This is a genomic window from Pseudomaricurvus alcaniphilus, assembly GCF_011440395.1.
Lineage (GTDB): Bacteria > Pseudomonadota > Gammaproteobacteria > Pseudomonadales > Cellvibrionaceae > Pseudomaricurvus > Pseudomaricurvus alcaniphilus.
In genome coordinates, this window is sequence record NZ_JAAOIX010000001.1 from 446,929 (window position 1) to 473,397 (window position 26,469).

At 58.8% G+C, this 26,469-nt stretch carries 28 protein-coding genes and 3 tRNA genes; 21 read left to right on the forward strand and 10 right to left on the reverse strand.

Translation table 11 applies throughout. The annotated features are described in order from the left end of the window. Positions 1-252 precede the first annotated feature (252 nt). The 6 genes from G8764_RS01895 to G8764_RS01920 all read left to right on the forward strand — a co-directional run bounded on the left by G8764_RS01895 (position 253) and on the right by G8764_RS01920 (position 8,111). On the forward strand, positions 253-1,377 hold the full coding sequence (locus G8764_RS01895; protein WP_166161316.1) for an LbtU family siderophore porin: 1,125 nt from the start codon (positions 253-255) through the stop codon (positions 1,375-1,377). A gap of 84 nt (positions 1,378-1,461) precedes the next feature. Further along, complete coding sequence (locus G8764_RS01900; RefSeq protein ID WP_166161318.1) at positions 1,462-2,706, forward strand: imelysin family protein; 1,245 nt, start codon at positions 1,462-1,464, stop codon at positions 2,704-2,706. Positions 2,707-2,784: 78 nt separating this feature from the next. Continuing rightward, complete coding sequence (locus G8764_RS01905) at positions 2,785-4,158, forward strand: di-heme oxidoredictase family protein (protein WP_207951629.1); 1,374 nt, start codon at positions 2,785-2,787, stop codon at positions 4,156-4,158. An 18-nt stretch (positions 4,159-4,176) separates the two neighbouring features. Next, positions 4,177-5,280, forward strand: a complete 1,104-nt coding sequence (locus tag G8764_RS01910; protein WP_166161322.1) for an imelysin family protein — start codon at positions 4,177-4,179, stop codon at positions 5,278-5,280. Then, positions 5,267-6,415 (forward strand): DUF1513 domain-containing protein, encoded by a 1,149-nt coding sequence (locus tag G8764_RS01915; protein WP_166161324.1) that lies wholly within the window; start codon positions 5,267-5,269, stop codon positions 6,413-6,415. Before G8764_RS01910 ends, G8764_RS01915 begins: the two co-directional genes overlap by 14 nt. Before the next feature lie 319 nt (positions 6,416-6,734). After that, positions 6,735-8,111, forward strand: coding sequence for a multicopper oxidase domain-containing protein (locus G8764_RS01920; RefSeq protein WP_166161326.1), 1,377 nt, complete (start codon positions 6,735-6,737; stop codon positions 8,109-8,111). Positions 8,112-8,187: 76 nt separating this feature from the next. Here G8764_RS01920 and G8764_RS01925 read toward each other — a convergent pair. The 3 genes from G8764_RS01925 to G8764_RS01935 all read right to left on the reverse strand — a co-directional run bounded on the left by G8764_RS01925 (position 8,188) and on the right by G8764_RS01935 (position 8,637). Beyond that, positions 8,188-8,263: transfer RNA gene (locus G8764_RS01925), tRNA-His, on the reverse strand. A gap of 93 nt (positions 8,264-8,356) precedes the next feature. After that, positions 8,357-8,433: transfer RNA gene (locus G8764_RS01930), tRNA-Arg, on the reverse strand. Positions 8,434-8,560: 127 nt separating this feature from the next. Then, positions 8,561-8,637: transfer RNA gene (locus tag G8764_RS01935), tRNA-Pro, on the reverse strand. Between the two features lie 300 nt (positions 8,638-8,937). On the opposite strand from G8764_RS01935, the gene folD reads away from it, so the two are divergent. The 4 genes from folD to G8764_RS01955 are packed head-to-tail and all read left to right on the forward strand — an operon-like array spanning position 8,938 to position 12,428. Further along, positions 8,938-9,783, forward strand: coding sequence for a bifunctional methylenetetrahydrofolate dehydrogenase/methenyltetrahydrofolate cyclohydrolase FolD (gene folD, locus G8764_RS01940; protein WP_166161328.1), 846 nt, complete (start codon positions 8,938-8,940; stop codon positions 9,781-9,783). An 11-nt stretch (positions 9,784-9,794) separates the two neighbouring features. Beyond that, positions 9,795-10,592 (forward strand): tRNA pseudouridine(65) synthase TruC, encoded by a 798-nt coding sequence (gene truC / locus G8764_RS01945; RefSeq protein WP_166161330.1) that lies wholly within the window; start codon positions 9,795-9,797, stop codon positions 10,590-10,592. A 51-nt stretch (positions 10,593-10,643) separates the two neighbouring features. Then, a complete protein-coding gene (gene rsuA, locus G8764_RS01950; RefSeq protein WP_166161332.1) occupies positions 10,644-11,339 on the forward strand; it encodes a 16S rRNA pseudouridine(516) synthase RsuA in 696 nt (231 codons plus the stop codon). 39 nt (positions 11,340-11,378) lie between these two features. Then, a complete protein-coding gene (locus G8764_RS01955; RefSeq protein ID WP_166161334.1) occupies positions 11,379-12,428 on the forward strand; it encodes a class I SAM-dependent methyltransferase in 1,050 nt (349 codons plus the stop codon). A gap of 69 nt (positions 12,429-12,497) precedes the next feature. Here G8764_RS01955 and G8764_RS01960 read toward each other — a convergent pair whose 3' ends face one another. After that, positions 12,498-13,280: a spermine/spermidine synthase domain-containing protein gene (locus G8764_RS01960; RefSeq protein ID WP_166161336.1), complete on the reverse strand. Its 783-nt coding sequence runs from the start codon at positions 13,278-13,280 to the stop codon at positions 12,498-12,500. Next, positions 13,267-13,872, reverse strand: coding sequence for a DNA-J related domain-containing protein (locus G8764_RS01965; protein WP_166161338.1), 606 nt, complete (start codon positions 13,870-13,872; stop codon positions 13,267-13,269). The genes G8764_RS01960 and G8764_RS01965 overlap by 14 nt, the downstream gene beginning before the upstream one ends. A 94-nt stretch (positions 13,873-13,966) precedes the next feature. Between G8764_RS01965 and ppnP the strand changes: the two genes are divergently transcribed. The 8 genes from ppnP (at position 13,967) to msbA (ending at position 19,950) form a co-directional block, all read left to right on the forward strand. Further along, positions 13,967-14,248, forward strand: coding sequence for a pyrimidine/purine nucleoside phosphorylase (gene ppnP, locus G8764_RS01970; protein ID WP_166161340.1), 282 nt, complete (start codon positions 13,967-13,969; stop codon positions 14,246-14,248). A gap of 113 nt (positions 14,249-14,361) precedes the next feature. After that, positions 14,362-14,625 carry a hypothetical protein gene (locus G8764_RS01975; protein WP_166161342.1) on the forward strand — a complete coding sequence of 88 codons (264 nt, stop codon included), beginning with the start codon at positions 14,362-14,364 and terminating at the stop codon, positions 14,623-14,625. Continuing rightward, positions 14,603-15,748: a phospholipase D-like domain-containing protein gene (locus tag G8764_RS01980; protein ID WP_166161344.1), complete on the forward strand. Its 1,146-nt coding sequence runs from the start codon at positions 14,603-14,605 to the stop codon at positions 15,746-15,748. The genes G8764_RS01975 and G8764_RS01980 overlap by 23 nt, the downstream gene beginning before the upstream one ends. A gap of 6 nt (positions 15,749-15,754) precedes the next feature. Continuing rightward, on the forward strand, positions 15,755-16,504 hold the full coding sequence (locus tag G8764_RS01985; protein WP_166161346.1) for an endonuclease/exonuclease/phosphatase family protein: 750 nt from the start codon (positions 15,755-15,757) through the stop codon (positions 16,502-16,504). Between the two features lie 59 nt (positions 16,505-16,563). Continuing rightward, positions 16,564-17,190: an acyltransferase gene (locus G8764_RS01990; protein WP_166161348.1), complete on the forward strand. Its 627-nt coding sequence runs from the start codon at positions 16,564-16,566 to the stop codon at positions 17,188-17,190. 103 nt (positions 17,191-17,293) lie between these two features. Next, positions 17,294-17,524 carry a DUF2789 domain-containing protein gene (locus tag G8764_RS01995; protein ID WP_166161350.1) on the forward strand — a complete coding sequence of 77 codons (231 nt, stop codon included), beginning with the start codon at positions 17,294-17,296 and terminating at the stop codon, positions 17,522-17,524. 133 nt (positions 17,525-17,657) lie between these two features. Then, on the forward strand, positions 17,658-18,080 hold the full coding sequence (locus G8764_RS02000; RefSeq protein ID WP_166161352.1) for a thioesterase family protein: 423 nt from the start codon (positions 17,658-17,660) through the stop codon (positions 18,078-18,080). Between the two features lie 130 nt (positions 18,081-18,210). Then, positions 18,211-19,950 (forward strand): lipid A export permease/ATP-binding protein MsbA, encoded by a 1,740-nt coding sequence (gene msbA / locus G8764_RS02005; protein WP_166161354.1) that lies wholly within the window; start codon positions 18,211-18,213, stop codon positions 19,948-19,950. Between the two features lie 171 nt (positions 19,951-20,121). On the opposite strand, the gene G8764_RS02010 is transcribed toward msbA, so the two are convergent. The 4 genes from G8764_RS02010 to G8764_RS02025 all read right to left on the reverse strand — a co-directional run bounded on the left by G8764_RS02010 (position 20,122) and on the right by G8764_RS02025 (position 22,921). Continuing rightward, complete coding sequence (locus G8764_RS02010; protein WP_166161356.1) at positions 20,122-20,322, reverse strand: hypothetical protein; 201 nt, start codon at positions 20,320-20,322, stop codon at positions 20,122-20,124. Between the two features lie 330 nt (positions 20,323-20,652). Beyond that, the gene (locus G8764_RS02015) at positions 20,653-21,432 is read right to left on the reverse strand and encodes a DUF748 domain-containing protein (RefSeq protein ID WP_166161358.1); all 780 of its coding nucleotides are present in this window, start codon (positions 21,430-21,432) and stop codon (positions 20,653-20,655) included. A 47-nt stretch (positions 21,433-21,479) separates the two neighbouring features. After that, positions 21,480-21,860: a hypothetical protein gene (locus G8764_RS02020; protein ID WP_166161360.1), complete on the reverse strand. Its 381-nt coding sequence runs from the start codon at positions 21,858-21,860 to the stop codon at positions 21,480-21,482. Between the two features lie 38 nt (positions 21,861-21,898). Further along, positions 21,899-22,921 carry a nucleoid-associated protein gene (locus G8764_RS02025; RefSeq protein WP_166161362.1) on the reverse strand — a complete coding sequence of 341 codons (1,023 nt, stop codon included), beginning with the start codon at positions 22,919-22,921 and terminating at the stop codon, positions 21,899-21,901. Positions 22,922-23,085: 164 nt separating this feature from the next. Here G8764_RS02025 and G8764_RS02030 point away from each other — a divergent pair, with 164 nt between their 5' ends. From G8764_RS02030 to G8764_RS02040, 3 genes are all read left to right on the forward strand, one after another. Then, entirely contained in the window at positions 23,086-23,601 is a 516-nt protein-coding gene (locus G8764_RS02030; protein WP_166161363.1) for a DUF3806 domain-containing protein, read from the forward strand. A gap of 91 nt (positions 23,602-23,692) precedes the next feature. Further along, positions 23,693-24,538, forward strand: a complete 846-nt coding sequence (locus G8764_RS02035; RefSeq protein ID WP_166161364.1) for a mechanosensitive ion channel family protein — start codon at positions 23,693-23,695, stop codon at positions 24,536-24,538. A gap of 358 nt (positions 24,539-24,896) precedes the next feature. Next, positions 24,897-25,607 (forward strand): NUDIX hydrolase, encoded by a 711-nt coding sequence (locus G8764_RS02040; RefSeq protein WP_166161365.1) that lies wholly within the window; start codon positions 24,897-24,899, stop codon positions 25,605-25,607. A gap of 32 nt (positions 25,608-25,639) precedes the next feature. Here G8764_RS02040 and G8764_RS02045 read toward each other — a convergent pair whose 3' ends face one another. Further along, the gene (locus G8764_RS02045) at positions 25,640-26,458 is read right to left on the reverse strand and encodes an ion transporter (protein ID WP_166161366.1); all 819 of its coding nucleotides are present in this window, start codon (positions 26,456-26,458) and stop codon (positions 25,640-25,642) included. Positions 26,459-26,469: the final 11 nt, after the last annotated feature.

Genomic DNA, 26,469 nt, shown 5'->3' on the forward strand with positions numbered 1-26,469 from the left:
TTGTAGAGCAATCGCGGGGTTGCTTTCCACCGGCGCCGGGAACCATAACGCATAAAATCAGCGAAAAATTTTGCCGGGAAGCACCAATAAACAACAATTAGCTGTCCCATGTCTCCTATGATGGTGTCGGCCGCCAACGCCAGGCGTATATCGGCCTATAAATGTTACACAAATATTATTGCAAATAATTATCATTTACTATTATCATCCACCCTCGCTGGCTGACACCGGCAATCCCAGGACAACTGATGTATGGCTTTTTCAACCAAATTGACACTGGCAGCGTCGCTGTTTGTTTTTGCACCGGCTTTGTACGCCAATCAGGCAGATGTTCAAGCTGAGATTCGCGCTTTGAAGCTGCAACTGCAAGACATCAGCGCTCGCTTGCAGCAATTGGAAGCTAGCCAGGGCATGCAGGCGCCATATGATTCGCGATCACAACCGGAAACCATGATTATTGAACGCGATGAAACCCCGGCCGTGACCGTTTATGGCCTGCTGGAAATTGAAGCCGGCTACTCCGATAACCAACAGGGATCCAGCAGTGACCTGGGGGTGGCCACAGTAGAGTTGGGGCTGGACGCCCAGCTCACCCGCAATATCAACGCCACTGTTACCGCGCTCTACGAAGAGGATGCTACCGACCTGGAAATCGATCAGGCCACCCTGACCCTGGCCGACCTGGCCGGTAGCGGTGTCAGCCTGAGCCTCGGCCAAACCTATGTGCCGTTTGGCAATTTCGAAACCAACCTGGTCAATGACACTTTGATTCTGGAACTTGCGGAAACCCGCGAAACAGCCGCCATGCTCAGCTGGGAATACCAGGGCTTCAACGTCTCCGCCTACACCTTTAACGGTGATATCGACCACGGCGGCGACACCCTGGAGAGCCTCGGTGTCTCCCTCGGCTGGAGCAACGACGGTTTCAGCTTTGGCGCCGACTATATCAGCAACATTCTCGACAGCGATAGCCTCAGCGCCGCCCTGGCCGAGGATATAAGTGAAGCGGGTTTGGACCTGTCCAACATCGAGGACCGTGCCGGCGCATTTATTCTCCAGGCTACGGCCAGGCTCGCCAACCTCATGCTCATCGCCGAGTATGTGGACAGTGAACGCTTTAGCATCGGCAGCTTTAGCGAGCGCGAGCTGCAGGCAGTGCACCTGGAGGCCGCCACCGATATCGGCCCCTGGACTCTCGCCCTGTCCTGGCAGGAAACGGATAACGCCGCCAACTTGCTGCCGCAAGAGCGCCTGTCACTGGGTGCCAGTACCAGCATCAACGACAGCCTCGGCATTGGCCTGGAATATTGGCGCGACCAGGATTACAGCGGCAGGGATGCCGACAACCTGCTGCTGCAATTGAATGCGCACTTTTAACCCGGCGCGCCGGGGCTGCGGTGCGTGCGTCCGCCCCAAGCCCTTGGCAAACCATTTAATTTATAACGGAAGAAGTGAAACACCATGTTCAAGCGTATAAAAAACACCTGTGTGATCATCGCCCTGGCACTGGCAGGGCCCGCCCAGGCAGTGGAGGAATCCCGGGTAGCAACCCACTATGCGGACATTGCCCACGCGGTATATGCGGATTCACTGGCGACCGCGCTGAACCTGCAACAACAAGTAAAAGCCTTTGTCAGCGCGCCCAGCGCCGCGAGCCTGGCGGCCACCCGGGCCGCATGGAAACAAGCGCGGGTGCCCTATCAGCAGAGTGAAGCCTTTCGCTTCGGCAACCCTGTGATCGATGACTGGGAAGGCCAGCTCAACGCCTGGCCGCTGGACGAGGGTTTGATCGATTACGTGGCCGACGACTACAGCGGTGAAATGGGCAATATAGGCGCCGACCTGAACATCATTGCCACCCCCGTTATAAACCTCGGCGACAGCAGCCTGGACGCCAGCACCATCACCCCGGAACTGCTGGCCAGCCTCAATGAGCTGGGCGGCAGCGAGGCCAACGTCGCCACCGGATATCACGCCATCGAGTTCTTGCTGTGGGGCCAGGATTTGAATGGCACCGGCCCCGGTGCCGGCCAGCGCCCCTACACGGATTATGCCATCGGCGCGAACTGCAGTAATGGCCACTGTGAGCGCCGCGCCGCTTACCTGCTAGCGGTGACCCAATTGCTGGTCAGTGACCTGGAGTATATGGTGGGCCAGTGGCAGCCCGGTGGCAACTATCGCCGCCACTTGCAGGGCCTGCCGAGTCACGAGGTATTCACCCGCGCGCTCTACGGCATGGGCAGCCTGTCGCTGGGCGAACTGGCCGGTGAGCGCATGAAAGTCGCACTGGAGGCACACTCCCCGGAAGATGAACACGACTGTTTTAGCGACAACACTCACTACTCCCACTTTTACAACGCCCTCGGTATTCGCAACATCTATACAGGCCAGTACCGACGCGTGGACGGCTCCCTGCTGCAGGGCCCATCGCTGGCCGACCTTGTAGCGGCACAAGACTCGGCCCTGGACCAGCGCATGCGCGCCGCCCTCGACGCGACCCAGGCCAAACTGCAGGTACTGGTCGACAGTGCCGAGTCCGGCGACGCCGCCTTTGACCAGTTGATCGCCGAAGGCAACAACCAGGGCCGGGAGATCATCGGCGCCGCTATCGCCGCACTGGTCGCGCAAACCCAACTGCTGGAGCAGGTAGCCGCCTCTCTCGGCATCGACAACCTCAATCCCGACACCGCCGAGCACCAGTTTTAATCTATGCCGGCAAACAGGATTCCGGCAGGGCTACCAGGGCGGCGCAGGCCGGCACTCGGCGCGATGCTGGCAAACAAAGTGACCAGGATACTGCTGCCATTTGTGCTGGTCGCGAGCAGCGCCGCCAGTGTCGCCGCCCCCGCCGGTGGCGACACCACGGTAATGAGCAGTAACCGGCAGGCCTACTCCCTGCCCGCGCACAATATGCCCATGGCGCGCAAGCTGGACTTTCACGTTGGCAACAGCTTTTTCCGCAACCCCTGGGTCAGCGCCCCGGCCTCCACTTCCGCACGGGACGGCCTCGGCCCGCTGTTCAACACCAACGGCTGCCAGAACTGCCACATTCGCGATGGCCGCGGGCACGCCCCGTCCAGCGCAGATCTCAATGCCGTTTCCATGCTGGTGCGCATGAGCATCCCCGCCACCACCGCGGCCGAGCGGCAATTGCTGCTTACCCGGGGCGCGGTACCTGAGCCCAATTACGGCGACCAACTGCAGGACTTTGCCATCGCCGGTGTTGCCCCCGAGGCTCAACTGAGGATCGAATACCAGACCGTCACCCGCACCTTTGCCGACGGTGAAACCATTACCCTGCGGCAGCCCAACCTGCGCCTGCAGCAGCTCAATTACGGTCCCCTGCACCCGCAGGTTATGCTCTCGGCTCGAATCGCGCCGGCGATGATCGGCCTGGGCCTGCTGCAAGCCATCGACGCGCAGACACTCGCCGCCCTCGAAGATCCGCAGGACAGCAACAACGACGGCATTTCCGGGCGTTTGAATTGGGTCTGGGATGCAGAGCGCCAGCAAACCAGCATTGGTCGCTTCGGCTGGAAGGCCGGGCAACCTACCCTGAAACAACAAAACAGCGCCGCCTTCAATGGCGACATGGGCATCACCAGTTCTGTTTTCCCTACGGAAAACTGCCGGCCGAAGCAGGCGGATTGCCAGCGCGGAGTCAGCGGTGGCCAGCCGGAGGTGGCGGACAACATTCTCGACCAGGTAACGTTTTACACCCACAACCTGGCGGTACCGGCCCGCCGCAACGCCGACCAACCGCAGGTGCAACGGGGCGAACAACTGTTTGCCGAGGTCGGCTGCAGCGCCTGCCACCTGCCCCGGCTGACCACTGGCGAAGCCAAATTCCCCTGGCTCAGCGGGCAGACCATAGCGCCATATACCGACCTCCTGCTGCACGACATGGGCCCGGAACTGGCGGACCAGCGGCCGGAGTTTCTCGCCAGCGGACGGGAGTGGCGCACCGCTCCCCTGTGGGGCATCGGCTTGACCGAAACCGTTGCCGGCCGGGCCAACTTCCTGCATGATGGCCGCGCCCAAACCCTGCTCGAGGCCATCGTTTGGCACGGTGGCGAAGCCGAGGCTGCGCGGGACAAAGTTCTGGCAATGAACAGAGCGGATCGCGCTGCCTTGATTCAGTTTTTACAATCCTTATAGACCAACAGACAGGCTCCTATGACTTTTATCCGCCTTGCAGCCATAGTATCGGCTGTACTTATTTCACTGACCGGCTGCCAGCCAACCGCCAGCCCCGAACAGCAATTGCTGGACAACATCGCCAACAACGTCATCCTGCCAGCGCAACAGCAATTCAGTCAGCACAGCGCTGAGCTGGCCCGGCTGAGCGAGAGCTTTTGCGGACAACCTGACAACGCCGGTCTGGAACAGTTACGAGAACAATGGCGCCAGTCCATGCGCACCTGGCAAGCGGTAAAAGTTATCGGCTTTGGGCCAATCAGTGTCGACAATCAAAGCTGGAAAATCCAGTTCTGGCCCGACAAGCACAACCTTATCGAAAAGAAATTGAACAGCCTGCTGCGCAGCGATGAAGAACTGACGGTGGAGCGCATCGGCAAAGCCAGTGTGGTCACCCAGGGCCTGTCTGCGCTGGAGTTCTTGCTGTTTGACCACCAGGACGGCCAATTGAGCAGTTACCAGACTGGCCCGCTCAGCCAGCGCCGCTGCCAGCTGCTGCAGGCGGTGAGCCAACACACCGAGCAGGTGGCCGCCAATCTCTATCGCGCCTGGCGCGCAGACGCGGGCAACTACCGGGCCCGTTTCACTGCAACCGGGCCGGACAACAGCGAATTTCCCGACCAGGCCAGCGCCATCGCCGCCCTGGTCGACGCCCTGGTGAACAGTGTTGAAGTGGCCAAGCGCGACCAGCTGGCACAACCCCTGGGGCATCGCGCCAAAGGCAATCGACCGCGCCCCTACCTGAGCGAAGCCTGGCGCAGCCGCTACTCCAGCCAGGCCCTGGCCGCCAACCTGTACGCAGCCGCCAATCTCTATCGCGGCGCCGACGGTTACGGCATGGACGACTACCTCAAGCACCGGGGCGAGGCTGAGCTGGCCGTCAAAATCGACAACCTGTTCAGCCGTGCCACCGGGCAACTGGAGCTGCTCCCGAATATCTTTGACGGAGTATCCGACCCCGACCAGCACCAACTTCTGCAGCAGTTATATGTGGATGTGGGGCTGCTGCAAACCCAATTGAAAACCCAATTGCCCGCCGCCATGGGCGTCAACCTGGGGTTTAATGCCAATGACGGGGATTAAACGTCGCCAGCTCCTGGGTGCCGGGCTGGGCGGCCTCGGCCTGCTGGGCCTGGGGGCAATCGGCCTGGCCGGCGCCGGCTGGTTAGCGCCACGCTCCCACGGCCAGCGAGCTGCTGCCGATGACCTGCTGCTGTCCGCCTGCAATGACGCCCGGGGCAATCACTGGATCGGCGGCTGGCGGGCCGACGGCGAGCCGGCGTTTCGCATTCCCGTCGCCCACCGCGCCCACGCCATCAGCTGGCGACCGGATCGCGCGCAGGCGGTGTTCTACGCCCGTCGCCCCGGCACGGAACTCTATATCGTCGACCTCGACAGGGGCGAACTGCAGCAGCAGGTGTCCAGCCCCCCCGGTTACCACTATTACGGCCACGGGGCATTCTCCGCCGACGGCAGTCGCCTGTTCACCACCGAGAACGCCTACCAGCGCGGTCACGGTGTCATCGGTATCTACGACAGCGCCTATTACCGTCGCCTGGGCGAATTTCACTGCGGCGGTATCGGCCCGCACCAGCTGGAGTTCCTCAGTGATCAAACCACTCTGGCCATAGCCACCGGCGGTATCCTTACCCACCCGGACCAGGCGCGTGAAAACCTCAATCCCGACACCATGCAGCCATCGCTGGCCTATCTGGACAGTCGCGACGGCAAGGTCATCGACCAGTTCCGGCCCCAGCACCACCAGATGAGCATTCGTCACCTGGCCGTGTCTGCGGATGACCGGGTGGTCATGGGGGTGCAGTTTCAAGGGGACAGCAGTGAGATATTGCCGCTGGTATTGAGTCACGGCGGTGAAGACCAATTGCAACCGATGCAGGCCGATGAACTGCACTGGCTCGGGCAAAAACAGTACATCGCCAGCGTCGCTGTAGACAGCGCCAGGCAGGTGGCCCTGACCACATCCCCCAAGGGCAACAATATCAGCCTGTGGGACTTGTCCAACCATAGCCTGCTGCGCAGCCATAACCTTGCCGATGTCGCCGGCGCGACCTACTGCCCGGGCGCAGAACAGTTTTTAGTCAGCAACGGCCACGGCCAGGTCATCGCCATCGACGCCCGCCAACCCGACACGCTACACAACCACTTTGTTCACCGCGACTTGCGCTGGGACAATCATTTGGCCGCTGGACCTGGTTGAGCCGCAGACCGTATTTTTTTGCCTGGTGCCTGCGCTGCCCGGATTCATTTGCGCGAGCGGGCACCCTGCTGGCGGCAGTCCCTGACGACTCGGTTGTCTGGCCCTAAGCAACAGGTCGAATTCATTGCCCTGCGGATAAGCAGGGCTCGCCTGCTGTCGCCAAAGTCTATTCGCGGCGCAGCTGGATTACCCAGAGAATACTAATTACCCCTAACAACACCGATTTTCTATACAATTCAGCAAATATTTCGCGCAGCCGTGACTCACAGTTAACTTCCGCTGCCCGCAAGAAACAAGGTTACCTGTAAGGATTGTTACTGTGCCCATCACCCGCCGCCAATTTTTAGCCACCGCCATCGCCGGAGTCGCGGTTACCACCCTGCCCCACTGCACCCTGGTGGACAGCGACACTGACGACTACGACTACGTGCTGCTGGCCGAACCGGCGCCGGTGGAAATCCTGCCCGGCACCAGCACCCCGGCGTTTACTTACAACGGCATGGCACCGGCCCCCCTGCTGCGGGTCCGCCAGGGGCAGCGGCTGCGGGTAAAGTTTATCAATCGGCTGGGCCAGCCCAGCACCATTCACTGGCACGGCATCCGCATCGATAACGCCATGGATGGCGTGCCCTTCCTGACCCAGCCGCCGGTGCAGCACGGCGAGAGTTTTGTCTACGATTTTCTCTGCCCGGACGCCGGCAGCTTCTGGTACCACCCTCACGTCAACAGCCTCGAGCAAATGAGCCGCGGCCTGGTGGGCGCACTGATTGTGGAAGAGGCCGAGCCGGCAGGGTTTGACCAGGATCTGGTGGTGGTGTTAAAGGATTGGCTGCTCAATGCCGACGGCAGCTTCAAGCCTTTTTCCAGCCCGCGCCAGGCCGCCCGCATGGGCACACTGGGCAACGTCAAAACCGTCAACGGGCTGCAAAAGCCGGTGTTCGAAGTTCCCGCTGGCGGCCTGGTGCGGCTGCGCCTGATCAATGTCGATAACACCCGGGTATTCGACCTCAGCCTGAAAGACTACCCGGCCCAGGTACTGGCGCTGGATGGCAACGCCATCGCTAAACCCTACCCGCTGGATAGCCGCCCGACCGGTGCCGGCATGCGCCTCGACCTGGGTCTGGTGGCGCCCGCCGCAGTGGGCGAAGAGGTGGTGGTGTACGACCGCAAAGGCCGCTTCAACTTCGAGATTTTCCGCCTGCGCAGCGTGCCGGCGGAGCTACCCCGGCGCACGCGCATCCCCGCCCTGCCGGTCAATCCAATTCCGGCGCCGCAGTTGGCCGAGGCGGAAGTTCTCAACTTTGTGTTCGAGTGGGAGGGCGCCCTGACGCCGGCCAACAGCGACGGCAAGGTAGACCACAAATTCTGGATGATCAACAAGCGCGCCTGGGGGCATATGAGCGCCGACCATATACCGGCGCCACTGGCCGAGCTAAGCCTCGGCAAGACCTATATTTTTGAACTGCACAACGCCAGCCCCCACGAGCACCCGATCCACCTGCACGGCTACACCTTTACCGTCATCGGTTCTGACAAGCGCGAGATTACGCCCTACCACACCGACACCATCCTGCTGGCCAAAAACGAGCGCGCACGCATCGCCTTTGTGGCCGACAACCCCGGCGACTGGATGTACCACTGCCATGTGATCGAGCATATGAAGACCGGGCTGATGGGGTATATTCGGGTGAGTTAGTGCCTCAAGCAGCTAAACAGCGGGCACAAAAAAAGCCTGTAAGTTGTTGTCAGACAATAACTTACAGGCCATTAAATGGGGTGGACGATGGGACTTGAACCCACGACGACTGGAATCACAATCCAGGGCTCTACCAACTGAGCTACGCCCACCATTGATCGGTGCGGGGAATATGCGCTTCAACTTCTTCAGAAATTTGACGCAACGGGCTGAAAATCCACCGCGGACGCAATTTAACTAAAATATGGCGCACCCGGCAGGATTCGAACCTGCGACCATCCGCTTAGAAGGCGGATGCTCTATCCAACTGAGCTACGGGCGCACTGGGTATTGCCAGTTTGGCAACGGGGTGAGCCCCAGACTCAAAGCCTTAGCCAGGCTCCTAACATTACCGGACACTTGACCCGGTGGGTCTTCACAACAGGACTGCTTGTAAAGACCGGAAATAATGGTCGGAGTGGAGGGATTCGAACCCCCGACCCTCTGGTCCCAAACCAGATGCGCTACCAAGCTGCGCTACACTCCGACTGCTTCAAACCGCACGGCGGCGAAGAGGTGCGCATATTACCCATGCACCGCCCCTCCGTCAACGGCTTTTTGGAAAAAAATATTCAACAATTGCAGTAACTTACATTCACCATGCATTCACCACGCTGACGCCACACAGACGCCTCCCGGGCACTGCTCAAGCCGACCCCAAGCGCCTGATTTCACAGCAAAAAGGTCAATATATTGGCTCTGGCGGCCGCTTGTGGGAGAATAGCCGCCCTGATTTGCACCACAGCTTCAAATCTCTTTCTTTTACTACCACCTACAGGACTCATCGATGTCAGCACTGGTACTGGACGGCAAGGCCCTTGCCGCAAAAACCGAGCAGGAACTCTCAGCCCGGGTCGCCGCCCTTAAGGAAAAGAGCAACGGTCAAACTCCCATCCTCGCCACCATCCTGGTAGGTGCGGATCCCGCCTCTGCCACCTACGTGCGCATGAAAGGCAACGCCTGCACCCGCATTGGTATGGATTCCCTCAAGGTGGAACTGCCGGAGACCACCACCACCGAGGAGCTGCTGGCCAAGATCGAGGAATTAAACAGCAACCCCAATGTGCACGGCATTCTCCTGCAACACCCGGTTCCGGCACAAATCGATGAGCGCGCCTGTTTTGACGCCATCGCCCTGGAGAAGGACGTCGACGGCGTCACCTGCCTGGGCTTCGGTCGCATGAGCATGGGCGAAGAGGCCTACGGCTGCGCCACACCCAAGGGCATTATGCGCCTGCTGGAAGCCTACAATATCGAGCTGTCCGGCAAGCATGCCGTGGTAGTCGGTCGCAGCCCCATTCTGGGCAAGCCCATGGCGATGATGCTGCTCGGTGCTAACGCCACTGTCACCATCTGTCACTCCCGCACCCGGGGGCTGGAAAATCATATCAAGCAGGCGGATATCGTCGTCGGCGCAGTGGGCAAACCGGAATTTATCAAGGCCAGCTGGATCAAGGACGGCGCGGTCGTGGTCGACGCCGGTTACCATCCCGGTGGCGTCGGTGATATCGAACTGGGTCCATTAAAGGACCGAGTGGCCGCCTACACCCCGGTGCCCGGCGGCGTCGGCCCCATGACCATCAATACCCTGATCTACCAGTCTGTGGATTCTGGCGAAAAGAAAATCGGCTAACTGAACTCCCCTTGGCCGAACAACTACCCATCCTTTATCGGGATCAATGGCTGGTGGCCATCAACAAGCCCAGTGGCTTGTTGGTGCACCGCAGCGCCATCGACCGGCACGAGACCCGCTTTGCCCTGCAGTTGCTGCGCGACCAGCTCGGCCAACGGGTCTATCCGGTGCACCGACTGGACAAACCCACCTCCGGCGCCTTGCTGTTCGCCCTCGACCCCGACAGCGCCCGCGCGCTGAGCCAGGCCATGGAGGAACAACGAGTGCAGAAGACCTATCTCGCCGTAGTGCGTGGCTACGCCGAGCCGGCCGGATTGATCGACCACCCGCTGACTGAGGAACTGGACAAGTACAGCGACCACAAGGCGCGCCAGAACAAACCCGCCCAGGCCGCAGTTACCCGCTACCAGTGCCTCGCCACCCGGGAACTGGATGTGGCCATCGAGACCTATCCCCAGAGCCGCTACTCGCTGGTCCAGTGCCAGCCCCAAACCGGCCGCAAGCACCAGATCCGCCGTCACATGAAACACATTGGCCACCCGATTATCGGCGACGCCAAGCACGGCCGCGGCCGCCACAACCGCTATTTCAAGGATCACCTGGGCGCCGGGCGCCTGTTGTTGCACGCCGCCAGCCTGCAACTGCAGCACCCCCTCAGCCGACAGCCCCTGCAAATTACCGCACCGCTGGACCAGACCCTGCACGCACTCTTGCAGGGTTTTCAGTGGCTGGACGCCATCCCCCGGCAGTGGCACCATTCCCTGTCAACCCATGGGGATGGCCCTGGACCAGCAAACCCCGATCAATAAACCCGATCAATAAGCCCGAATCAATAACCCCTGACCAGTGAAGACACCAGCATGCGCCTCGACAAATACATAAGCCAGGTCACCGACCTGTCCCGCAAGGACGTCAAGCGCTTGCTGCGCAGCGGTTGCGTGACGGTGGATCAGGCCGTGAGCAAGGACCCTGCCCTGCATATCAGCGCCGAGGCACAAGTGGCCATCGACGGTGAACTGTTGCAAGCGCCGCGGCCGCGCTACTTTATGCTGCACAAACCGGTGGGTTACGTCTGCGTCAGCAAGGACCGGGATCACCCTTCCGTGCTGGAACTGCTGGACGAACCCAACCGGGACAAGCTGCAAATCGCCGGCCGCCTCGATATCGACACCACCGGACTGGTGCTGATTACCGATGACGGCAAGTGGAACCACGCCGTCACCTCCCCCAAACGCAGCTGCGGTAAAACCTATTATGTGACCCTGGCAACGGACATCAGCCCCGAGACCGCCGACCTGTTTGCCCAGGGCGTGCTACTCGACGGCGACCTCAAACCTACCCTGCCCGCCAGCTTGCAACAGGTCTACAGTAACGAGGCCCGGCTCACCATCAGCGAGGGCCGCTATCACCAGGTAAAGCGCATGTTCGCCGCAGTGGGCAACCGGGTTGAGGAATTACACCGCGAGAGCGTCGGCGCCATTGTCCTTGATGACAGCCTCGAACCGGGCGACTACCGCGAACTCAGCGCCAGCGAAATCGCCAGCGTGCAGCTGTAAAAGTGCTGTGGCACTGCCCATCATCAACCCGGCTATTCTATGACTGACGCCAGCTTTCGCATCATTGCCCCTTACTTGCACGACCAGGCTCTGCAGACACTGTGCTTTGCCGATGAAAACCTGCTCACCAGCGCGGCCGACCTCCAGCCGGGGTCACAACTGCTTATCATCAGCAACCGCTTTGATGTCTACAGCGCCTGCAAGGCCCAGGGCTTGAATGCGGAATTTAGCGATTACGATTGCAGCCGGCTACCTCCCGCCAGCTTCGACCGCATCGTCTACCGGGTCTCGAAGGAGAAGCCGGTGGTGCACTACCTCATCAACCTCGCACTGGGGTTGCTGAAAGTGGATGCTGAATTGATCCTGGCCGGGGAAAAAGGCGATGGCATCAAGACCTACGCCGACAAGGCCGGCAAGCTGTTCGGTACTAAAGCCGCCGCCCAAAAACACGGCAACAGCTACCTGGCCCGTATCCGCAAAACGTCCGGCGCCGGCAGCGGCACGGCGCTGGACGATCGCGATTACGAAACGGCGCGAGTCATAGCCGAGCTGGATGGCCAACCTGTAGTTAGCAAACCGGGGCTGTTTGGCTGGGACAAGATCGACGCCGGCAGCGAGTTCCTGGTCACCGTGGCCGCCGATTACCTGGCCGCCAACCAAATGCAGCCCGGCTCCCTGCTCGACCTGGGCTGCGGCTATGGTTACCTGACCCTGTGCAGCGCCGGCTGGTCTTCGCTGCGCGAGCGCTGGGCCACTGACAACAATGCCGCGGCCATTCACTGCGCGCAGTTGAATGCCGACGCCTTCGGGCTGCCGGTCAACCTCAGTGCCGACGATTGCGGTGCCCGCATCCAAAGCCAGTTTGACTTGATCCTCTGCAACCCACCCTTCCACCAGGGTTTCTCCGTCGATGCTGCACTGACGGAAAAGTTTCTTCGCCACAGCCGCCAACGACTGTCTCGCGGCGGAGTTGCCCTGTTTGTGGTCAACCAGTTTATCCCTCTGGAGCGCCTCGCCACACGCCACTATAGCGGTGTTGAACAATTGGCCAGCAATGGCAAATTCAAAGTGCTGGCGCTGCGGCCATAGCCTGTAGCCATAGACTAGAGCTATAGACAATCCACACTGGAGAAGCTGAGCGGCAGCACCTGCCCGGGATCAGATTTTCGCCACCCTGAAGTTCAAACGACAGCTTGAGCGGCCCTGGTCCAGCTGCTTGAACTGCTGCAGATGGTGCCGGAACTGGGCCAGACTGGTCGGCTGCCGGGTAAACAGCCCCACCGCATTCTCGTACAGGGGCGTCGAGAAACGCAGGCGCTGCTGCCAGCTGCCCGCGAATTCCGGATCCGCAAGCCAGGCACTGCCAGCCAGCCCCGCCGGAGTATCGAAGTTCATAACCAGCGAGCCGTCGCTGGCCAAGCGGCGCTGCAACAGTCGACACCAGCCGGGCTCTGCCGCCACCGCCCGCGCAGGTATACCGTCCATATCACCGAACAGATCATCGATTATCAGATCGAATTTTGGCCCGCGGTATGCCTTTAGCCAAGCCACCGCATCCGCTTCATACAACTGAAAGCACTTTCCTTTTACCTCAAAAAAGCGCCGCGCCACCTGCAGGTGCACCGGGTTCAATTCAACCCCGGTAATACTGGCCGGCTGCAGGAAATGCTGCAGCTGTTTCAACACCGCACCGCCCCCTACGCCCAGCACCAGTACCCGTTGCAACGCACCGGGCGGGTGGAAAAACGCCGGCAATAGCAGCAGATCCCACACCGATCCGGCCGCCGGGTAGTGGGGGTTGTACTGGCTGTGAAACACCCCATTGGTGTACAGGCGCCGGCTGCGGCCGGCGCTGCGCACCTGGTAGACATCGATATTGTGCGGCTGCGCGCTGCTGGCACTGCGCTTTTCCCAGATAACCGCCATATCAGCCAGACTCACCAAAGAAGGCCTTGAGCCGGGTAAAGGCCGCCTGCAAACGGGTAAACTGCTGCTGGTCACCACCGCGGTCCGGATGGCACTCCATGGCCAGGCGCCGGTAACGCTGCTTGATCAAAAGCCAATTGCCAAGGTCCCGAGGGTCCAGCGACTCCAGTCCGAGCACCGCCAGCGCTTGCAGCACATCATCCCGGCCCATATACCGGCGCCAGAAGGAACCCAGCAACTCGTCAACCGAGTCGCTGGTTGCCGCACTAAAATTGTTCCAGTCGAGATAATAGTCGGCCATACAAACGGAGGCCAAACCGGCTACCTCCGAGGAATTTTCACTCTGGCCCCGGGCCGGCAGCAGCGCAATTTCCAGCGCCGAAATGGACAGCAGGCCACGCCCGCCGGAGCGATAGCTGGCCTGCAACTGGTAGAGCCCGTTCATCAGCAGGAAATGCGCTTGAAACAACCCCAGCGGCTCGCTACTGTAATCCCGCGCCAACACACCTTCGCTCACCATCCGGCTTAGCAGTTGGTGTTCCGACGCCGGCAGCAGGTCATCCTCTTCGATCAGTTTTCGCAAAGTACCCAGCAACGGATTGAGCACGGGTTATGTTTCCTCGCTGGCCCAAAAGTAACGGTGACCTGATCACCGCCTGTGTTTATAATTGCTGCCTAATCCTACAGCAAGAGCCTTATCCATGTTTAAAACCAACGACTATTTTGGCGGCAAAGTTAAATCCATTGCATTTCAAACCGAAACCCTGCCCGCCACCATCGGCGTTATGGCTCGGGGCGAATACAAGTTTGGCACCAACCAGAAAGAAAAAATGACCGTCACCAGCGGCTCCCTCACGGTCCAGCTGCCCGGCTCTGCCGACTGGCAAACTTTCACCGCCGGCGAGAGCTTCGAAATCGCCGCCAACGAGGTTTTCCTGGTTCGGGCCGACGTGGAGAGTTCCTACCTCTGCCTCTACGGCTAAGCGCCGACCAATTTTCGCTACCGCGCTGGCAGCTGACGATCGAGCAACAGCTGTCAGCGCCAACTGTGCTATATTTGCCGAGTAATACCAATAACAAGCAATGAGGATCTTGCATGCAGTACGACCAATTTGTCGAGTTACACGAACTGTTCCCCTCCGGCCGCTACCAGCTCAACAGCCTGCAACTGGCCGACTTGCTGCGCCACAAGGGCTGCAAGGGCATCGCCGTGCGGGTGCTGAATATCGGGGTGGTGGCGCTGGACCGGGACGACGTACTCGAACGCCTGCGCCCGGAAAATCATCCGCGCCTGGATGACATCAAGATCACCTGCCTGGACGGTACAATCATTGTTGATGAGCCTTCCCACGGTCATTGAGGAAGACCACTTTTCCCCCTGGGGCTCCGAAACCCTTTACAACACGGGAGAAGCTTACTTTGATAGCCTGGTTGCAGACATTGAGTCCGCCCGCTACTCCATTGACCTTGAGAGCTATATCTTTGCCCGGGATGCAGTCGGTGGCCGGGTTGCACAAGCGCTGATAGACGCTCACCGGCGCGGCCTCCGGGTCAGGGTGCTGATGGATGCGGTGGGCTGCTACGACTCCAGCGATTACTACGCCGGCCTGCTCGAGGCTGCCGGTGTAGAAGTTAAAATTTTCCACCCCCTGCCCTGGCAAATTCATCACTACCACCGCTCGCCGACCACGGGATCGTGGCTGGACAAGGCCCTGCATTTTATCAGCCGCATCAATCAGCGCGACCACCGCAAACTCTGTGTTATTGACTGCACCCACCTGTGGAGTGGCAGCTTCAATATCAGCGCTGTACACCTCGCACCGGAAAACGGCGGTGAAGGCTGGCGTGATTACGGCCTCTGCGTCGGCGGCCCGGTGGTGGAAGAGTTAAACCAGAACTTTGACGCTCTCTGGAGCCGCGGCAACATCAAGCTCGGCAAGGGTTTGTTCAGGCTGTACTGGGACAACCTCGGTCGCCTCGCCCGCCGCCGGCGCAACCAATTGCTGTTGCAGCACATCGATAACGCCCGGGATCACATATGGATCGTCAGCGCCTATTTTTCACCGGCGGTATCGATCGTAAAGGCCCTCGCCAATGCCAGGCGACGCCAGGTGGACGTAAAACTGATCGTGCCGGCGCACTCCGATATCAGCCTGTTGCCGTTTTTAACCGCCACCTACTACGCCGATTTACTCAATGCCGGGGTCAAAGTCTATGAATACCAGCCGGCCATGATCCACGCCAAGGCGGTTATTATCGACGACCTGCACCTGATTGGCAGTACCAACTTCAACCATCGCTCGTTTCTGCACGACCTGGAACTGGACATTCAACTGCACCTGCCCGACAGTAAACAAACCCTGCGCCAGTGGTTTATGCAGGACATAAAAGACAGCATCGAGGTGACGGCCAAGTCGCACCGCTACTCCTTCACTGCCCGGCTGATCGGCTGGTGTGCCAAACTCATTCGCTACTGGGTATAAATAGCCATGTCGCGCAGCTTGAAAACCCTCACTTACAATATCCACAAGGGGTTTAATGTTCGCAACCGGGACTTTATCCTGGGCTCTATGCGCTCCGCCATCCGCGAGGTGCACGCCGATGTCGTGGCCCTGCAAGAGGTGATCGGCGAACACCGGAAGCACGCATCGCGCCACGCCAACTGGCATGGCGAGGCGCATTTCGAATTTATGGCCGACCAGGTCTGGCCCCACTACGCTTACGGTAAAAACGCCATTTACCAGGCCGGCCACCACGGCAATGCCCTGCTCAGCAAATACCCTTTTCACCTGCTCCACAATCGCGACATCAGCCAGTCGCGCTACTCCCGGCGCAGTATTTTACACGGTGAAATCCGCCCCGAGGGTTTCGGTCTCGAGATCCATATCGCCTGCGTGCACCTGGGTTTTATGCCCTTCGAGCAATACCGGCAGTTGCGGTTGCTGTCGCGCTGGATCGACTCGCTGCCCGCCGCGGCGGCGGTGATTCTGATGGGAGATTTTAACGATTGGCACCAGCGCATCCACCGCTTTCTGCTGCGCAAACATGGCTTGCAGGAGGTCACCAGCCACGCCCAGGGGGAGCTGCTGCCCACCTACCCGGCACGCAAACCCCGGGTCGCCATGGATCGCATTTACTACCGTGGCCTGCAACTGCTTGACAGCCAGGTCTGCGTTGGTGAGCACTGGGCCGAACTGTCGGACCACTGCCCCGTAGTCGCCGAATTTTTGCCGCGGTAAAGGCGCACCTGAGCAGGTTAATTTTATTCCTCGCCCACTATCCATAGTATGATTTGGCCATGGACATCTACCGTGAACAACACAAAAAGCGGCTCAGCTTTATGCCCTGGCTCTACTACCGGTTAAAACCCAGGCACCGCGAATGGGCGCAGGACTGGCAGCGGACGATCCAGCAGCAATTGCAGTTGCTCGAGACCATCGAGATCGGCGCGGATTGCTTTATTGCCCCCGAGGCCAACCTGTTCGCGGAGCCGGGGCGCAACATTCAGCTTGGCAACCGCTGCCAGGTGGCGGCCAACGCCTTCCTGCACGGCCCCATCAGCCTGGCCGATGGCTGCAGCGTCAACCAGGCGGCGATCCTGGACGGCGGCAGCGCCGGCATCCGCATCGGCCCCAACACCCGCATCGCGGCCAACACCTGTATCTTTGCCTTTAACCACGGCATGGCACCGGAGCGGCTCATTCAGGAGCAAGCCGTCACCTCCAGCGGCGTGACCATAGGCGCCGACGTCTGGATCGGAGCCAATGCCAGCATTGTCGACGGCGTCCATATCGGCGATAAAGCAGTTATCGGCATGGGCAGCGTGGTCACCCGGGATGTCCCCGCCGGCGCCAAGGTTGGCGGCAACCCAGCGCGCATTATCGGCGCCAGGGACCCACAGCTACTGCCTGGGGAGCCGCGCTAACTCGCCACCGCAAGTGTCGAATGGATAGCAAATCAGTTATGCAGTGGGTAGACTAGTCCGGAAACACACTGCTAATTTGTTCAATCACAACAGGAGCACCAAGATGGAATCCCAAATGCACTCCATGCAAGCCTTGTTTGATCAACTGGGGCTAGACAGCTCAGAGCAGGCCATTGAACAATTTATTGCCGCCAACCGCCCCATTCCAGCCGAGGTCGAACTGCACAAGGCGCCGTGCTGGAACTCGGCCCAGGCCGCGTTTCTGCAACAGACCATCGCCGAGGACGCGGATTGGGCTGAGATTGTCGATCATCTCGACGCCCAGCTGCGTTAACCAGCGACGTTCATTTGCTCGTGCCAGCGGGCTGCCCGGTTCGCGGCGGCCTGCCCGTCGGCCGGGCGCTACCGCTAAAAAGGCCGGTAATTAAAACGCTGTAAAAATAACGCCAAAAATAAGAAGGGTGACCATGAAAGAGTCCCTGTGCGTCGGCATTCGCTACCAACACACATTTTTAGTGCCGGAGTCAAAAACCGTACCCATGCTCTACCCGGAAGCCGCCGAATTCCTGGTTATGCCGGAGGTCTTCGCCACCGGCTTCCTGGTCGGCCTGTTGGAGTGGAGCTGTATCCTGGCGGTCAACCCCCACATCGACTGGCCCCGGGAACAGACCCTCGGCACCCATATTGATGTCAGCCACGAAGTGGCGACCCTACCGGGTATGGAAATCATCGCCAACGTAGAACTGATTAATGTGGAGGGGCGCAAACTGACGTTTAGCGTGGAAGCCCACGACGGCATCGATACCATTTCCCGGGGCAAGCACGAGCGGGTGGTTATTGATCACCAGCGCTTTGTCGACAAACTGGGTAGAGCAAAGACCCGGCAGTAAGCGCCGATGGCGGTTTGCCACGCAGCGGCCATCGACTTTTACCGGCATCGGTCCCAGCTAAAGACATTATTTTTGCAACAATTCACGTATAATCGCGCCCTTGAACCCCTGGACACAGTGTTAGAACTTCATGCCTGAAAGCCCTGCACCAACAACGTTGACCACCTACCTCAGGTTACTGGGGTATCTCCGGGGGCTGCTTACGCCGTTCAGCCTCAGCATCATCGGCTTTCTAATCTTTGCCGCTTCGCAGCCCATGCTGGCCAAAGTCATGGAACTGATTATCGAGGCCATTGAGAACAAGGACACCGTCGCCCGCATTACCCTGCCGCTGTTCTCCGTCGGGGTGTTCGTGATACGGGGTCTTGGGTTTTTCCTTGGCACTTACTTCAACGATTACGTCGGCGCCACAGTCGTGCGCAATATCCGCGTGGAAATCTTTGATCGGCTGCTGTTATTGCCGGCGGAATTTTACGACCGGACCACCCAGGGGCAATTGCTGCATCGTATTAGCTCAGGGGTGAACCAGATCCAGGCGGCGGTAACCACTGCCCTTAAGACCATCATCCGGGAGGGGCTGACCGTCGTTTGCCTGCTCGCCTATGTCTTTTACCTGAACTGGCAGCTGTCGGCGATCTTTTTACTGGCGGCACCATTACTCGCCTGGATGGTAACCAGCACATCGAAGCGCTTCCGCAAAATCACCCGCCGCAATGAAAGCGCCCTGGGCGAAGCCATGCAGGTGTCCAAGGAAACCATCGGCAATTACAGTGTGGTACGCGGCTTCGGCGCGGAAAAGTACGAGATGTCACGCTACGCCAAGGCGCTCAACGTAGCCTATAAAAGCCAGCTGAAGATACGCCGGGTGCAGGCCATGTTCTCACCCGTATCGCAACTGGTGGTGGCCATTGCGGTGGCAATGATTATCTTTTTGCTGCTCGACCCGGCAATTTTGGCGCAGAACACCACTGGCGAACTGGTTGGCTACCTCACTGCCGCCGCCCTGATTCCCAAGCCGCTGCGCCAACTGAGCGGCGTCGGCGTCACTATCCAGCAGGGTATTATTGGCGCAGAGCTGATCTTTGCCATTCTCGACCAGAGGGCGGAAAAAGATGAGGGCGATTACCAGGCAGAGCGAATTCGCGGTGACATCGACATTCGCGACCTCACCTTTCACTACCCCGCCACTGACAAGCGGGTTCTGGAAAACATCTCGCTGCATGTCAACCCGGGTGAAATGATTGCCCTTGTGGGCAAGAGCGGCAGCGGCAAATCCACCCTCTCCAGCCTGATCTACCGCCTGTACGAGGTGGACGATGGCAAGATATTTATCGACGGGGTCGATATCAATCGCTACAAACTGGCCAACCTGCGCGAGCAAATTGCCATTGTCAGCCAGCATGTGGCCCTGTTTAACGACACCATTCGCAACAATATCAGCTACGGTGTCAGCACCTACAGCGACGCCGAGATTATCGCCGCACTGGAGAAAGCCCACGCGCTGGAATTTATCGAAGCCCTGCCGGACAAGCTCAACACCGAGATTGGCGAAAACGGACTGAAGCTGTCCGGCGGCCAACGCCAGCGCCTGGCCATCGCCCGCGCCTTCCTGAAAGATGCACCGATCCTTATTCTCGACGAGGCGACCTCGTCCCTGGACAACGAATCCGAAGCCATCATCACCGAAGGCGTGGAAGACCTGGCGCGCTCCAGGACAACCTTTGTCATCGCCCACCGACTGTCCACCATCCTTCGTGCCGACCGCCTGATCGTGCTGGATCACGGCAAAATCGTGGAACAGGGCACTCACGCAGAATTGATCAAGAACGGTGGCCACTACGCCCGCTTGTTTGAGTCGGAACAGGATTAGGACCTGAATAAGTCCAGAACAGTCAGGATCAGGGCCTTTAGCCCACAGCTATACTCCGCTGGCCGGTGCAAGACCAGGCCAGCAGAGTAAATCGGGGGTTTCATTCGGGGCTATTGCAAGGCAGTAGCTGTTAAAGGCAACAGCTAACCGCCAGGGACACTCAAGCCGGGCTTATTTGGCCGGTTTGCTGTTGCCCAGGGAAATGTGTTTGGGGCCTGCCATGCTCTGCTGGCCGCTGATTCCGGACTTGATGTGGTCGATGCTGCCCCCGGACTTCAGGAACGCTTCGGTTTGCTGGGCGATGCTCTCAGAAGATTCTACGGCGACTGGTTGCTTCTTTTTTGCGGCTGCGGTTTTAGGCTTGGCAGGCATAGCAGGGGGAACCTCTATTGAAATTGATCGCCATTGTACATGATCCAGCATGTTTTTGCAGAAAAAGCTTGCAGGCGGTGACTTAACCGGTAAATATACTCTGTTTGGTTGAATCAAACTGCCCGACTAAACCACATACAGCCCGTCGCAAAAGCCAGCCCTTTAACCGTAGCCTTCTCAAAAAATAGACCTTTCAAAACATAGACCTTTCAAAACATAGACGTTTCAAAACATAGCCCGTCCAATTATTGCCCTCCTTATTGCCCACCCAAGAAACAAGCAGCACTGCGCAGCAAATAGCGGCGCAGTAAACCGCTATGCAACAGCGCCTTAGCGATTAAACAACGATTTCAACTGGTCGAGCTTTTCCGCGCCATCTTCCCCCAGCTTCTCGGACAACTTGTCCTTCAGCGCCTCCTTGGCTTTGTCTTTCGCCATGCCCTCGACATAATCCTGAACCGCTTCCTTGGCGGCAGCCAGGATCGGCTGCATCACCGCAGCAGCCAGTTCGTCGGGGGTCAACCCCTGCTCTACGGAACCCAGGTCCCGCAAACGGATCGCCGGCAACTTCAGGGTCTTTTCCCCCAGCTGATCCGACACCAGTTGAATGGAGCCGTCAGCAAAGGTGAACTTTTTCACCGCCAGCCGCACCTCGGCCTGATCGCCTGCGGCGGGCTGCGCCTGGGCCTTGCCGCTACCGGCAGTATTGGCCCTGACGTTGTTGTACAACGCCTGCAGATTGCTGTCCTTGAGCCCTTTCAGTTCCGCCAGCAGCTGGGTATTGCTGATCAGCACCTCGTTGATAACGATGACCGGACCGGTGACGCTGGCAGGGTCGATCTCCAGCGCCACTTCCCCCATGCTCAGGGCATTGGCGCTACTGAAACCCTTGGGATTGCCCACATTCAGGCCGCGCAGCTCACCGCGCCCCTCGGTCAGGGTAATCTTGACCTCATCCAGGGTGACACTGCTGCCCATCACCTGCGGGCCCAACTCTTCCACCGCTGACTTGACGATTTTATCCAGGTTCTGCAAACCGACGACCAGCACAATCGCCACAATGGCGACAATAGCAACCAGCACCCCGGCAATAATTTTTACCGCTTTCATAAGAACTCCTTAACTGATTATTGAGCGAACTTTCCCTGCCTGCTGCATTATTGCGCGGGCTTTCCCGGCGCAGCGGGTGCCGCCGCAGCACCATCGTCTTGCGCCGGTGGCGGGTCGGCAGGTGCTGGTGACGGGTCGGCAGTGGCCCCGCCGACCTTTTTAATCTCTTTTTCAACGGTAGACATCAATGCCTTCCAGCCTTCCAGCAAGGCACTATTGGTATCGCGCACGATTCCCTGGACACTGGATTTATCCAATATATGCACCTTTTTTTCCAGCGCCAGCAGGTCCTGGCGCAAGGCATCCAGCTGCAATTGCAGCGCCGCGGCCTCCTGCTGGTAGTGCTGCAACTGCCGCTGGCTATCCACATACAGATAGCCGAGCCCGGCGAGCAACAAAACACCGATAAGCGCGATCAACTTTTTCATCCTGGTCTCCAATTACACGTGGCAAGGCGCCGCAGAATTCACTCTGTGTCGCTGCTACCCAGCTTTTGCATGTGCTTGATGAGGCGCAACTTCAACGGCGCAGGAATATTGCGAATGGTCAAACTGTCATCTTGCCTGTCATAGACCACAGAATCGCCGAGACATTCCGCGGCAAAGCTCATGCTCAGCAGGTCATTGCGGCCACTGATGCGAACATACTCCTTCAATTGCCTTCGCACCGGGATCAATTCCCGGGGAGTCTCATCGCGCGCCTCCATAAAGCTGGCGAAGCGCTCTGGCTGCTCATCGTCAATATGCGCGGACAGCTCGCGAATAACAACCGCCTCGCCCTGGCGATCCTGGTCGAGACAGAAATCCACCACTTTGTGACGGTAGGTCTGGGCAGCTTCCGGCTCCAGCGTCTCCACATAGGCACTGACCGCGTCCAGGAAAGTGTTGGTTTCAGCGGCGATATCGCGCTGATCGGCAAAGCCGATCCACTTCCACAATTGCTCGGTAAGATCCTTGTCCCCCCGCGCGCGCAACACTGCCAGGTAGCTACCTTCCGCGTCCTCGCTCTCCCAGTCGGTTAAATTGACCTTTGCCGCCCAAAGCACGCCCTTAACGTCGAGGGCACGGCTGATTTCCAGGTTCAAGTCGCCATCGAGATAGATGCCTTCGTTGTGAACCACAAAAAACACGTACAGGTAATCGCCATCAGCAAGCGACTCCAGCGTAAACAACAGGTGACCGTCGACCACTATCTCGGTATCGGCGAGCAGGCTCTGCAAATGCTCAACCGCTTTTTTAGTAAAGGCCTGGAAACCCATTTTCTCCTGCCTGAATTGGCGCAGCCACTGACAGACCAAAGCGATGGCCGCATCGCTGTGGAATTGCCCGTACTGCTTGCCCGCCTTACCCTGAAAGGCGTGTTTGAGCTCGCGCAGCAACTCATCCAGGTAGCCGCTGACGGGAAACTCCTGATCTCGAATATGCGATTGCAGCGGTGCTTCGGTGCCACTGCGCGAAATGGCGTGGCCGATAGAATGAGTAAACGGCATTGAGAGGTGTCCCGGTATTCGGCTTGATAGAAGTAGCCCGCTATTATAACCCCATAGAGGGCGACGCATAGCCAAGTGTAGCTCCCAACCGCCCCCGACAATAATAGATGCTGTTATAATGACCGGCTCGAATCAAATGCCCGGCCAGAGGTTTTGCAGAATTTATGATGTTTACAGCTCGCTATAGTGTTTTTGTCCTCGCCCTGCTCGCCAGCCTGTCTCTATCAGCGGCAGAGCAACCCGTTGTCATTGAAGATCTGTCCTGGCTGGAAAGACGCCACCTGGAAAGCCAGGTCGAACAGATCGACGAACTGGCCCGCATGAAACTCGGCACTCCAGTGCGGGGCAACCGCGACGATCTCGACCTGTTGCAGCGCATCGTCTATCGCGGCCTGATCCCCAGGGACGACATCCCTGCCCTGCAGGCCCTCGGTGCCGTACTCGGCAATGTCATGGTGGCGGATCTCGGCCTGGAGTGGAAAGTCTACCAGGACCAGCTGGGCAAGAGCCGCGCAGCCTGCGTGCCTGGCGGTAGCGAATGCCTGTTTCCCATCACCATGCTGTCGCGCAGAATGGCCGTGGGGCTACTGCCCGATATCGAGCAACTCTACCGCGATGCCAGCGCCGAAATAGCGCCCCACATTCAAAGAAGCCGCAGCCACCAAAAGCCGTCGATCTAAGCCCCCATAGCACCTGAACGCGACGCTGCGCACGCTGGCGGCCCCCAACTGATCGCTGAAACTCAAATCAACCAACCAGGGAAACGACCATATGGATGACAAACTTAGCAAGGAACTGGAGCAGGCAACGGCCATCTACCAGATGGTGGTCGAGTTCTTTGTGAAATACAGCTTCCAGATCCTGGGGGCCATCATTATTCTGCTGATCGGCCTACTGGTGGCGCGCAAGGTGGGCAACCTGGTGCTCAACCTGTGCCAGCGTAAAAGCATCGATATCACCCTCAGCCGTTTTATTGCCTCCGCCGCCAGGATTGTGGTGGTTATCATGGTGGCGGTCATTGCCCTGGGCAAGATCGGCATCAGTATCACACCGTTTATTGCCGCCATCGGCGCCCTCGGCCTCGGTGCCGGCCTGGCGCTACAGGGCCTGCTGTCAAACTACAGTGCCGGCCTGACCATCATCATTACTCGCCCGTTTGTGATTGGCGACACCATTTCCGTGCAAGAGGTTACAGGACAGGTAGAGGAAGTACACCTGGCGAACACCGTCCTGACGGATGAAGACGGAGTGCGAATCACCATTCCCAACCGCCACATCGTCGGCGAAATCATCCACAACTCGTTTGCCAATACCCTTGCCCAAATCAGCATCGGCATCGCCTACCATGAAGACCCGAACAACGCCATTGCCATTATCGAAGAGGCGATGCAGCAAACCGGTGGTTTTGACCCCGCCAAACCACCCCGGGTCGGTATCGAGGCCTTTGCCGACAGCAGTGTCAATATCGGCATTCGCGCCTGGCTGCCTACACAGCAGTACTACGAAAACATGTACAAACTGAATCGCGCTATTTTCACCGCACTCAATGAAAAAGGCGTGGACATCCCCTTCCCGCAGCGGGAAGTGCGCATGCTCGGCAACAGCGAAAGCAGTTGAACAGAAAAGGGGCCGTACGGCACGGGCAGCAGTTGGTAAACGAATCAATCATACCTCGTTACCACCGAAGCCAAGACTCCTAAATCTGGCGAAATTGTAGGTCTGGCTGCGGGGGCTTGCGTTCAAAACCCTCGACAGCATGGATGCTGTCGTGGAGCCCCCAGGGATGGTGCAGAGCCTGCCCCGCGAACGCAGTGAGTGCGTTGGGTACGGCGAGTCTTGAACGCAAGACCCCGCAGCCAGGCCGGGGAAAAAGCGGATGTCCCAAGCACTAAAATATATAGCCTAACAACCCCGATGGCTGACTTAGTTATAAAGTAATTAGCTGGCCAAAACACTTAAAACAGCAGGAACCTGAATGACCGAACAACCCTTTGCCAGCAAAGACCCGGGCAGCAAACCCTCTGTTGCTCACCCGGCCGCCTCAGTGATACTGCTGCGCCCGGCCAGTGCGGGCTTTGAAGTGCTAATGCTGCTGCGCGCCGGTGCCATCAAATTCGCCGGCGCCACCTGGGTGTTCCCCGGCGGCCGCATTGAGGATAGTGACGCCCCCGCTGGCGATCGCTTTACCCTGGAAGCCGCCAAAAGCGCCGCTGCCAGGGAGTGCCGGGAGGAAGCCGGCCTGCAACTGGCCACCGACTCAATGATTTACTACTCCCACTGGACCACCCCAGCGGAGTCTAAGAAGCGTTTTGCCACCTGGTTTGTGCTGGACACTGTGGCAGAGGACCAAGCGGTGCTGATCGACGACCACGAGATTGTCGAATACCGCTGGCTCACTCCTGACGAGGCGTTACAACAGCACGTCGCCGGCGACCTGAAGCTGATGCCGCCGGCGTATATCACCCTGCTGGAATTGCAGCAATGCGCAACTATGGCCGCCGCCAGAACCTTTGCCAGCGAGCGCGAGGTGCCGCAGATCCTGCCCAGAACCACCACTCGCGACGACGTCTTTTACAGCCTCTACGCCGAAGATATTGCCTACGCAAGCAAGGACTTGAGCCTGGACGGGCCAAAGCACCGGATCGTGCTTGGCAAATCGGGATGGGAGTACATCAAAACCTGCTGAGCGAGCCCGTGCCCGGGCGCGGGGCGAGATCTTCAGCCCGCTTTTTGCTGCTGCAAAATCAGCTCTTTCAGCTCGCGAATTTCCCGCTGCAGGTCGCGCAAATCCGGCTCACCCGCGTCCTCGGCCTCCTGCCGGGCCACCCTGCGATGCTCTTCATCCAGTACATTGACCACGATACCAATGATCATATTGAGAAACGCGAAAGCGGTGAAAAATATAAACGTCAGGTAGTAAAACCAGCTGAGGGGATAGACTGTCATGGTCTCGTACATGACGTCGGTCCAGTCTTCAAAGGTCATCACCCTGAACAGGGTGAGCAGACTGAGGGCAATATCGCCCCATAAACCCGGGTTGATCGCGGCAAAGAAAGTACTGCCAATCGCGGCGTAGATATAGAAAATAATAAACATCATCAGCAACACATAGCCCAACTGCGGCAGCGCCCGCACCAGCGAGTTCAGCAACATGCGCAATTCCGGAATGATCGACACCATCCGCAGCACCCGGAAAATTCGCACCAGGCGACCGATCAGGGCCATATCGGTATTGTCGATAGGTATCAGGCTCACCACCACGATAAGGGTGTCGAAAACGTTCCAGGGGTTGCGAAAAAAACGCTTTTTATCCGGCTCACCCAGGTAGCGAATGGTGATTTCCGTGAGAAAAATAAACGTGATCGCCCAGTCCAGCACTGTGACGATACGATACACGTAATCCGGCAGCTGATAGGTTTTGACCCCAATCACCAGCGCGGAAAATACAATAATGCCAATCACAAACAGCTCAAAGGCCTTGTTGGAGCGCAGCCGATAAAATGCATTTTGCCATTGATTGTTTAACGCTTGATCCATACCTTCCTATC